Source organism: Sporosarcina jiandibaonis (assembly GCF_013184495.1).
In the GTDB taxonomy this organism is placed as follows: Bacteria; Bacillota; Bacilli; order Bacillales_A; family Planococcaceae; genus Sporosarcina; species Sporosarcina jiandibaonis.
Genome location: NZ_JAAOIY010000004.1, coordinates 306,763 through 316,359, shown reverse-complemented (window position 1 = coordinate 316,359; position 9,597 = coordinate 306,763). Strand labels below are relative to the sequence as shown.

At 40.8% G+C, this 9,597-nt stretch carries 10 protein-coding genes; 2 read left to right on the top strand and 8 right to left on the bottom strand.

The genetic code is table 11. The features are described 5' to 3' along the window. Positions 1-171: 171 nt before the first annotated feature. The 8 genes from phoU to G8782_RS12750 all read right to left on the bottom strand — a co-directional run bounded on the left by phoU (position 172) and on the right by G8782_RS12750 (position 7,556). Positions 172-828, bottom strand: coding sequence for a phosphate signaling complex protein PhoU (gene phoU / locus G8782_RS12785; RefSeq protein WP_172371766.1), 657 nt, complete (start codon positions 826-828; stop codon positions 172-174). Between the two features lie 21 nt (positions 829-849). Further along, on the bottom strand, positions 850-1,617 hold the full coding sequence (pstB, locus tag G8782_RS12780; RefSeq protein ID WP_172371764.1) for a phosphate ABC transporter ATP-binding protein PstB: 768 nt from the start codon (positions 1,615-1,617) through the stop codon (positions 850-852). 29 nt (positions 1,618-1,646) lie between these two features. Next, on the bottom strand, positions 1,647-2,471 hold the full coding sequence (pstA, locus tag G8782_RS12775) for a phosphate ABC transporter permease PstA (protein WP_172371762.1): 825 nt from the start codon (positions 2,469-2,471) through the stop codon (positions 1,647-1,649). Between the two features lies 1 nt (position 2,472). Further along, entirely contained in the window at positions 2,473-3,387 is a 915-nt protein-coding gene (gene pstC / locus G8782_RS12770) for a phosphate ABC transporter permease subunit PstC (RefSeq protein ID WP_172371760.1), read from the bottom strand. A gap of 55 nt (positions 3,388-3,442) precedes the next feature. Then, the gene (locus G8782_RS12765) at positions 3,443-4,285 is read right to left on the bottom strand and encodes a phosphate ABC transporter substrate-binding protein (protein WP_172371758.1); all 843 of its coding nucleotides are present in this window, start codon (positions 4,283-4,285) and stop codon (positions 3,443-3,445) included. A 448-nt stretch (positions 4,286-4,733) separates the two neighbouring features. Further along, positions 4,734-5,525, bottom strand: coding sequence for a putative hydro-lyase (locus tag G8782_RS12760; RefSeq protein ID WP_172371756.1), 792 nt, complete (start codon positions 5,523-5,525; stop codon positions 4,734-4,736). 32 nt (positions 5,526-5,557) lie between these two features. Then, on the bottom strand, positions 5,558-6,778 hold the full coding sequence (locus G8782_RS12755; protein WP_172371754.1) for an NRAMP family divalent metal transporter: 1,221 nt from the start codon (positions 6,776-6,778) through the stop codon (positions 5,558-5,560). Between the two features lie 16 nt (positions 6,779-6,794). Next, positions 6,795-7,556 carry a LamB/YcsF family protein gene (locus G8782_RS12750; protein WP_172371752.1) on the bottom strand — a complete coding sequence of 254 codons (762 nt, stop codon included), beginning with the start codon at positions 7,554-7,556 and terminating at the stop codon, positions 6,795-6,797. Between the two features lie 261 nt (positions 7,557-7,817). On the opposite strand from G8782_RS12750, the gene pxpB reads away from it, so the two are divergent. Then, positions 7,818-8,534 (top strand): 5-oxoprolinase subunit PxpB, encoded by a 717-nt coding sequence (gene pxpB / locus G8782_RS12745; RefSeq protein WP_246231661.1) that lies wholly within the window; start codon positions 7,818-7,820, stop codon positions 8,532-8,534. Continuing rightward, positions 8,531-9,541: a 5-oxoprolinase subunit C family protein gene (locus G8782_RS12740; protein WP_172371750.1), complete on the top strand. Its 1,011-nt coding sequence runs from the start codon at positions 8,531-8,533 to the stop codon at positions 9,539-9,541. Before pxpB ends, G8782_RS12740 begins: the two co-directional genes overlap by 4 nt. Positions 9,542-9,597: the final 56 nt, after the last annotated feature.

Below are 9,597 nucleotides of genomic sequence, written 5' to 3'. Positions count from 1 at the left end.
AAGCCATGATTACTTCATATTTAAATTTATTCGAGTAAAATTTACGTGCCATAAAAAATCCCCCTAAGGAAAAACAGATTTTTATTTTTTAATCTGTCTACCTTAAGGGGAGCATATCATATATTGTCGATATCCCTTTTTTATTTTATGCAATTGTAGTGTATTTTCAACTTAACCTAAATCATAAATCTGACCTTTTATCAAATACGCCGCGCTTTCTGCGATGTTTGTGATGTGATCGGCGGTGCGTTCAAGATAACGATTGACGAATAATAATTGTACGAGCTGTGTTGTTTCTTCCGGATTTTCACGTAAATACCCAGTAATTTTTTTATAGGTTTCAGCATAATAATCGTCGACTTTATCGTCCATTCCCCCGACTTCCTTAGCTAGGGCCATGTCTCCATCTATGAATGCAGTCAACGACATTTTAAGCATTTTAAGGGAAAGCTCTTTCATTTCCTCAAGTTTTGTAATATTGATCAGTGATTCGGTGACTCCGATTTTAGCCGTTGCTTTTGCGATGTTTACTGCGAAATCGGCGATTCGTTCGATATCAGAAGTGATTTTTAATGACGAAATGATTCTTCGTAAATCCGTTGCAAATGGTTGCTCCTTTGCTATTAGCCACACGGCATATTGGTTGATTTCTTGGTCCAGATTATCAATTGCTGTGTCTTCGTCAATGACTCTTAAAGCTAATTCAACATCTTGAGTTTTAAAAGCCGTGAAAGCTTTCTCAAATGCAGATATGGTAAGTTCGTTCATCTCCGTCATCTTGTTTTGCAATTCTTGCAAGTTCTTGTCAAAACCTTTTCTCGCGTTCACTACAGTCACCCCTTTATATAGTTAACCGAATCTGCCCGTTACATAATCTTCTGTTCTTTGGTCTTTCGGATTTGAAAAGACGTTATTTGTGACATCATATTCAACAATCTCCCCGTTCAGGAAGAAAGCTGTTTTATCTGATACACGTGCAGCCTGCTGCATGTTGTGTGTAACTATTACAATTGTATATTCTTTTTTCAATTGTGCAATCAATTCCTCAACTTTTAATGTTGAGATTGGGTCTAGTGCCGAAGTAGGCTCGTCCATAAGAATAATATCCGGCTTCATCGCAATTGCACGGGCAATGCAAACCCTTTGTTGCTGACCGCCTGAAAGACCAAGTGCCGATGACTTAAGACGGTCTTTTACCTCATCCCAAATCGCAGCGCCACGCAAGCTTTCCTCAACAATTTCGTTCAATACTTTCTTATTTTTAATGCCCTGTGCCCGAGGTCCGTACGCAACATTATCATAAATACTCATGGGGAATAAATTCGGCTTTTGGAATACCATGCCGATTTTTGTTCGAAGTTTAATGACATCACTGGATTTATAGATATCTTCATTATCAATTACAATATCCCCGTTGATTTTCACTCCATCTATTAAATCATTCATCCGGTTTAGCGTTCGTAGAAAAGTCGACTTTCCGCAACCGGATGGTCCGATCAATGCTGTCACTTTCTTTTCTTCAATATTCAACGACACATCAAATAGTGCCTGTTTATCTCCATAATAAAGATTCAAATCTTTTACGTTAATCTTTGCTGTTCCTTCTGACTGTTTCATAAGTGACAAATTTCCCTCCTATTGCATAATTAATAATCTGCTTTACTTAATTTCTTGGATATGAACGTAGCTGAGAAGTTCAAAAGCAAGATTATAACGATTAAAACAATTCCAACCGCAGCTGCAAGTTCAATATCTCCTGCCTCCTGTGTCACTAAAAAGGAATGAACCGTTAATGTCCTTGCAGAAGAGAATATGCTTGTAGGCATCGCCGCCACCGTTCCAGCGGTCAAAAATATCGCAGCCGACTCGCCGACAATCCGTCCCATTGAAAGAATGATTCCTGATAGTATTCCAGGCATCGAACTTGGCAAGATGACTTTTATCAGTGTTTGAAGTTTCGTTGTTCCTAAAGCCAAAGAACCTTCACGATACGCAGCGGGCACCGTTTTCAATGCTTCTTCTGTTGTTCGGATGACCACAGGCAATACGATGATGGTCAAAGTTAATGATGCAGCGATGATCGACATACCGAGCTTTAAAGTCGTAACGAAGAATACCGCACCGAATAATCCATAGATGATTGACGGAATCCCTGTTAAGCTTTCTGTCGCAAAACGGATCGTTCTTACTAGCCGTCCTTGTTTCGCGTACTCTTGAAGATACACAGCCGCCAAAATTCCGATAGGTGTTGCAATGGCCAGTGAAATAACGATTGTATACACGGTTGTAACAATCATCGGCCAAATGCCGCCGCCACCTGTTGGCGAATAGTCTCCAAATATAAATTCGAAATTGATGAGACGGAATCCCTTATAAAAAATATATCCTACAATAATCAAAAGAATAGCAACCGTTACTAAGCTTGAGAGCCATAGCATTCCGCGCAATAAGTTATCCTTAAGAGTTCTCATTTTAATTAGCACCCCTTGCGCTGATTTTTGCTAAAACGAAGTTTAATATCAAGATAAAGGAGAACAACACAATACCTGTTGCAAATAACATTTCTTGATGTACCCCTGCAGCATAACCCATTTCCAAAGCAATATTGGTTGTCAACGGGCGAACACTGTCTGTAAGGCTCGTAGGAGTGATCAAACTGTTTCCTGCTACCAAAATAACCGCCATCGTTTCTCCGATCGCTCTACCTAAACCTAAAACAATGGCTGCCATAATACCGGACTTGGCTGCCGGTACGACAACTTTAAAAATTGTGCCGATTTCAGAAGCGCCGAGCGCCAAAGAGCCTTCCCGGTACGTTTTTGGAACAGCGCGGATCGCCGTTTCAGCTACCGTGACAATTGTTGGAAGCATCATGATCGCTAAAACCAAGATGACGGCCAATAAGCTTTGCCCTTTCACTAAGCCTAAATAGTTCTGTAAAAATGGCACGATAATCGCAAGTCCAAACACACCATACAGAACAGATGGGATCCCGGCAAGCAACTGAACGGCCGGCGAGATAATCTTTCTAACTCTTTTTGGCGCGATTTCCGATAAGAAGATTGCTGTAAACAATCCAATTGGCACCCCGATGATTAATGCGCCAATCGTCGCATAAATGGAAGCAACAATCATTGGGAATATCCCGAATTTGTCCTCACTCGGCACCCAATCTACTCCAAAGATGAAGTCGAAAAAGCTATATCCCCCTGCTATAAACGGATGAGAACCTCTATAAAATACAAATCCGACGATTAACAACAAACTGAGCACTGATAAAAGTGCACAGAATAAGAAAAGCTTTGATGATAAACTTTCCAACATATATTTTCTTTTATTTGATTTACCGTTACCTATGTTTTGTTTTTCAATAGGTGCGCTTGTCATAGCTGCATTCCTCCAAGATTACTTTTACAAGACAGACATGGATTTGATTAATAAATTATTGAACTGGTATAGCGCCCGTTTCAGAAACAACAGCTTGTCCATCCGGACTTAAAATGAAATCAATGAATTGTTGTCCTGCATCAGTTAAATTTTCTTCATTGTTAACGAACAAGAATGGACGTGATAGTTTATATTTTTGTTGCAGAACATTTTCTGCGGTTGCCTCCACTCCATTAATGTCAATCGTTGAAATGGAATCATCGATATATTCGAAGGAAATGAAACCTACTGCATGCTTATTTGTTGCTACAGTTGTTTTAATATTTCCGTTTCCACTTGCTATTATGGCACTTCTCACTAACTCACCTGATGAGAAGTCGACGATTTCCTGGAATGCATCACGTGAACCTGAGCCGTCCTCTCGAGATACCACCACAATCTCCAAGTCTTCACCGCCAAGCTCGTTCCAGTTTGTCACTTCGCCGGTGAATATTTTCTTCACTTGTTCCAATGTGAGATCTTTTACTTTGTTCGTCGGATGAGTGACTACAACAATCCCATCGTAAGCAATAACTGTCTCATTCAATCCGCTGTCTATCTCTTCCTGTTTTAAATCACGGGAAGACATACCGATTTCAGATACGCCATTTATTGCATTTGTTATGCCTGCCGATGATCCAATCTGGTTGATTTCTATTTTGACATCGTTATTCTCTTCATATTTAAATGCTAATTTTTCAGCTAAAGGCCCTACGGAAGTAGACCCGGAAATAGCAATTGTAGCTAAATTTTCTTTTGATGATTTGGTATCCCCTTCGGCATCGTTGCCGCATGCAGTTAATACGACTGCTAAGGAAATAACCAATAATGCTTTCGTTGCATTTTTAATAAATTTCATATTTGTACCTCCAACATGATTTATTGGCCCTTTGTAAATAATACTCCCGAATTGTAAATTTAATTAAGGTTTATTGTAAAGGTTTTGTAAATTCCCTCTGCATAAATTCTGAATTCTATAATTAATACTTTTTTGATGTATTGGAAATTCCCACTATATCTGCTTGGCGCTTTGGGAATGGATTTGGCTTTTCCCTCTTGGCTTATGGTCGGTATCCCCTTCAAACTTTATGCAATCGAATGGATTATGATTGATGATTCGCTTTCAGTTTTAAAAAACTATGTAAATAAAAAAACTGATTTTCCATTATGGAAGTCAGTTTTTTAGTGATCGGAATATCGACGAAGTGTTAAATAGCCGATCCCCCCTTTTTTCATGCAATTGTAGTGTGTCGTCTAAGTGTCCATACATCACATACCCTTTATCCAAAGTCTGATATGAGTTTATTTTAAATAACGCTCAACTTTTCATCTTTCACATCACTGATGAACATACATCCCGGTGCGTGCGTAATCATTATTGAAGGTTTACTTTGCATAGCGACGGCTTGAGGGGTCACGCCGCAAGCCCAAAATACTGGAATTTCACCTTCTTTAATTGTTACCGAATCACCAAAATCAGGATTTGATAGATCCGCAATGCCAATTTGGCTTGGGTCGCCGATATGAATCGGCGACCCGTGAACAGCTGGGAAACGACTCGTAATTTGGACCGCGCGAATGGCATCTTCAGGCTTCATCGGCCGCATGCTCACAACAGTGGGCCCTTCAAATAGACCTGCTTTTTCGCATTGAACATTCGTTTTATACATCGGAACATTGCAGTTTTCTTCGATATGGCGGATTGGAATCCCGCTTTCAATAAGCGGGGCTTCAAATGTAAAACTGCAACCTAATAAGAAGCCGACCATATCCTCTTCCCAGTATGCCGTGATGTCTTTTACTTCTTCCGTATAGACACCATCCCTGTATATCCTATATTTAGGAATGTCTTTTCGAATATCGGCGCCGTCCGCAATCTTGCTTGGAATGAAAGAACCAGGTTCAGTGACGTCTAATAAGGGGCATGCTTTGGGATTTCGCTGGCAAAACAACAAAAAATCAAAAGCATGTTCCTTCTTAATAATGACTAAGTTTGCTTGCGTGTATCCTTTTGACATACCCGCGGTCGGACCCGTGATTGTTTGATTCCGAATGAGTTCTCTTATTTCATTTGGTGCCATCATGTCATAATTTTTCATATAATAACTCCTTTTTTAGAGAAGCTCTTTATTTATTTGAAAAGCAAAGGAACTTGTTCAATCAATGTCACAATCCCCAAATACCCCATGACCACGACAACGATCCCCCCGCCAATTGCCAACCACAACGGATGTTTATAACTGCCGACAATGTCCTTTTTATAAGCACCTACTAATAGCGTGCCAAGTGCGAGTGGCAAAATGAGCGCATTCAAAGCGCCAACGAGTAATAGAATATTCACAGGTCGCCCAACGAATGCAAACGTAATTGTAGATATTAAGATGAATAGGATAATGATCCAATTGTGATATTTTTCAATGACCGGACTGAATGACCGTATAAATGAAACAGATGTATAAGCTGCACCTACTACTGATGTAATCGCAGCAGCCCACATAATAACGCCGAATATTTTATATCCGATATTCCCGGCAGCAAGTTGAAATACCGAAGCTGGCGGATTTCCCGGATCGATCGTAAGACCTTTCGAGATAACACCGAGGACTGCTAAGAATAATGCCACTCTCATGATTCCTGTCACTAAGATACCTATTATAGAACTTTTTGTAACTTCGGGTAATGATTCAATACCTTTTACACCTGCATCTAAAAGACGATGGCCACCCGCAAATGTTATGTATCCGCCAACCGTTCCACCGACAAGTGTCACTATGGCAAATATACTAATTTGTTCCGGTTTAAACGTATTGACTATGGCTTCTCCAACAGGCGGAGTCGTCGAAATTGCAACATACAACATTAATAACACCATGACAATTCCAGCAATTTGAGCGACTCTATCCATTGCTTTTCCGGCTTCTTTCACGACGAAAATAAAAATCGCGAATGCACCGCTAATGATCGCTCCAATGATCGGATCAATCCCGATCATTGCGTTTAAACCAAGACCTGCCCCTGCAACATTTCCGATATTAAAGGCGAGACCGCCCATCACAATTAAAACGGCTAATACGACGCCGAGTCCGGGTAATACTTTATTCGCAATCTCTTGACCGCGCAACCCGGATACAGCAATGATTCTCCAAACGTTCATTTGCGCAAATACATCTAAGATCAGGGAAATTAATATAACAAACCCGAAGCTTGCTGCCAACTGCTGTGTAAACACTGTGGTTTGCGTTAAAAAGCCAGGACCTATCGAAGAAGTCGCCATTAAAAATGCTGCACCAAGCAGGACACTTCTTGTAACCTTCTGATTATCTTGCAAGCTTCCTAACTTGTTCTCTTTCATTCAAACGACACCCTTCTTAGTTACAAATGGCTGCAACATTAATTTGATTATTTTCTAGCGTTTCTTTAATATACTTTGCAAAGTCTAGAGCATGCGCACCGTCCCCGTGGATACATATCGTATCGGCTTGCAAGGATACTTCCGTATTTTGTTGTGAGCGAACTTTGCCTTCCGTTACCATCTTGAGCACTTGTGCAACAGCGTGTTCTTGGTCCGTGATCAATGCATCTTGTTGTGAACGCGACGTTAAAGATCCATCCGCTTGGTATGTACGATCGGCGAATACTTCATGTGCTGTACGCAAGCCGATCTTTTCTCCCGCTTTTGTCAATTCACTTCCAGCCAGCCCAAATAACACTAACGAAGGAGAAACATCGTAAATCGCTTGCGCAATGGCTTCCGCAAGTTTACTGTCTCTCGAAGCCATTTGGTATAAGGCACCATGCGGTTTTACATGTTGCATGGTTTCGTTATAGCGAGTTAAAAATCCTTGCAGCGCACCAATTTGATAAACGACCATATCGTATCCTTCTTGTGCAGTAATCGCCATATCGCGACGGCCAAATCCATTTAAGTCGGGGAGACCGGGATGTGCCCCTACTTTCACGCCATTCTCAATGGCCAGCTTGACTGTTTCTCGCATGACGGTTGGATCTCCAGCGTGAAAACCGCATGCAATATTGGCAGAAGAAACATACTTTAATATCTCTTGCTGTTCCCCGAGTTTATACCGTCCAAAACTTTCCCCTAAATCACAATTCAAATCTACTTTAAACATCCATTTTCCCTCCGATACCATTCTAGTAAGCGTTTACAATACAATGATTCCGAATTGTGGAACTCTTGTTTTGAAATGTAGATTGATTCTATCATAGAACATTTATTTTTAATAGAGTTTATATATTTTCTGCTCAAATATAATGCTGTTACTTCAAACTTTTCGAACTTGTTTTTTAAATTGATAATACTATACTATCAGTAAGGTCCATTTTTCAAAACAGTCGTATCGAATGTCGAACAACAGGAGGATTATTATATAATGAGTCATCTTATGAAAGAAACGACGATGAAACCTTTAGGAGATTCCGCGCTAATTGTCCAACTCGGTGAAGGGATTTGCCCGGCAATTCATGCAAGAATAAACTATCTATCCATGTTATTAGACGAGCACCCTTTTGATGGATTCATTGAGGCTGTTCCGGCTTATGATAACCTCACCATTTATTACAACCCATATAGTGTTTATCTTTCACAGACAAATCGTACCTTAACGCCTTACCAACAAGTATGCGTTTACATAGAAAAACTCTCAAAACAAATTAGTGAAAAACAAGGTTCGGAAAAAAGAGTCGTAGAGCTTCCTGTGGTATACGGAGGAGAATTCGGTCCTGATTTGGCGTATGTTGCAGAATACAATGGACTGTCAATTGAAGAGGTCATTCAAATACATACGGAGAACGAGTATTTAGTCTATATGATCGGTTTTGCTCCGGGGTTTCCTTTCCTCGGAGGCATGGATGAAAGAATCTCTACGCCGCGAAAAGAAACGCCCCGGCTAGCCATTCCCCCTGGATCGGTTGGCATTGCAGGCAAACAAACAGGTGTCTATCCACTAGAAACTCCGGGTGGTTGGCAAATTATCGGGCGTACGCCGCTAGATTTATTTCTTCCTGATATGTCGCCGCCGACTTTGTTGCAATCTGGGGATAAAATTCGATTTGTGCCCATTTCTTCTGACAAGGAGTTGAAATTATGACGGTTACAGTACTCCACCAAGGTCTTTTAACAACAATCCAAGATCTTGGTAGATACGGCGCTCAAAAATATGGCGTGATTGTTAGCGGGGCAATGGATAGTTATTCACTTAGAATTGCAAATTTATTGGTTGGAAATGAAGAGAGCGAAGGCGCGCTCGAGGTGACTTTATTTGGAACGTCGCTTCAATTTGAAAACGACCAATTAATTGCAATTACTGGCGGTGACTTAGCGGCTAGCCTTGACGGCGAAAAAGCGCCCATGTGGCGTCCTGTCCTTGTCCGAAAAGGATCCATCTTAACGTTCAAATCTGGAACAAAAGGCGCTCGGGCATATATCGCTTTCGCTGGCGGAATTTCAATTCCGCAGGCAATGGGCAGTAAAAGTACATACCTTCGTGCGGGAATCGGCGGTTTTCAAGGGAGAGCTTTACAAAAAGGGGATACTTTCGATTGCGGAGAAATGAACGCTTTAGGTCTTTCATTCTTTCATCAATTAAAAGCTAGAGATGAGCATTTTACGTGGTCCGTTAATTACAAACCACTGCTGAATTTACAACAGCCGCAAACGATACGGGTCCTAGAGGGAACTGAATTCAATCGATTCGATGAACAAAGCCAACAATTACTTTTTACTGAACCCTATACTTTAACCACACAAGCCGACCGTATGGGCTATCGATTGGAAGGCACCACGCAACTTACTTTAATAGAAGAATTTGAATTACTCTCTGAAGGCGTTACCTACGGAACCATCCAAGTCCCTTCAAATGGGCAGCCGATTATTTTAATGGTCGATCGCCAAACGACAGGCGGCTATCCGAAAATCGGACAAATTATCTCAGCAGACTTACCCAGCATGGCACAACTACAACCGACTGCCACGATTCAGTTTCAGAAAGTGTCGCTCGAAGAAGCCCAAACGGAATTTTTGAAGAATGAATGGTTGATAGAGGATATTAAAAGAGGGATACAGTTAAAAGGGCAAAGATGTTTGACAAAGAATTAATTGAGTTGAAGTAACCCGTTTAGTTCTCTGGTACAAATCGAAATTAAAAACACTAA

Bases quoted from the DNA above. Each gene is read 5' to 3' on its own strand.
- pstC (WP_172371760.1), bottom strand. From the start codon at position 3,387: ATGACAAGCGCACCTATTGAAAAACAAAACATAGGTAACGGTAAATCA.
- G8782_RS12740 (WP_172371750.1), top strand. From the start codon at position 8,531: ATGACGGTTACAGTACTCCACCAAGGTCTTTTAACAACAATCCAAGAT.
- G8782_RS12755 (WP_172371754.1), bottom strand. From the start codon at position 6,778: ATGAAAGAGAACAAGTTAGGAAGCTTGCAAGATAATCAGAAGGTTACA.
- pxpB (WP_246231661.1), top strand. From the start codon at position 7,818: ATGAGTCATCTTATGAAAGAAACGACGATGAAACCTTTAGGAGATTCC.
- pstB (WP_172371764.1), bottom strand. From the start codon at position 1,617: ATGAAACAGTCAGAAGGAACAGCAAAGATTAACGTAAAAGATTTGAAT.
- G8782_RS12750 (WP_172371752.1), bottom strand. From the start codon at position 7,556: ATGTTTAAAGTAGATTTGAATTGTGATTTAGGGGAAAGTTTTGGACGG.
- G8782_RS12760 (WP_172371756.1), bottom strand. From the start codon at position 5,525: ATGAAAAATTATGACATGATGGCACCAAATGAAATAAGAGAACTCATT.
- pstA (WP_172371762.1), bottom strand. From the start codon at position 2,471: ATGAGAACTCTTAAGGATAACTTATTGCGCGGAATGCTATGGCTCTCA.
- G8782_RS12765 (WP_172371758.1), bottom strand. From the start codon at position 4,285: ATGAAATTTATTAAAAATGCAACGAAAGCATTATTGGTTATTTCCTTA.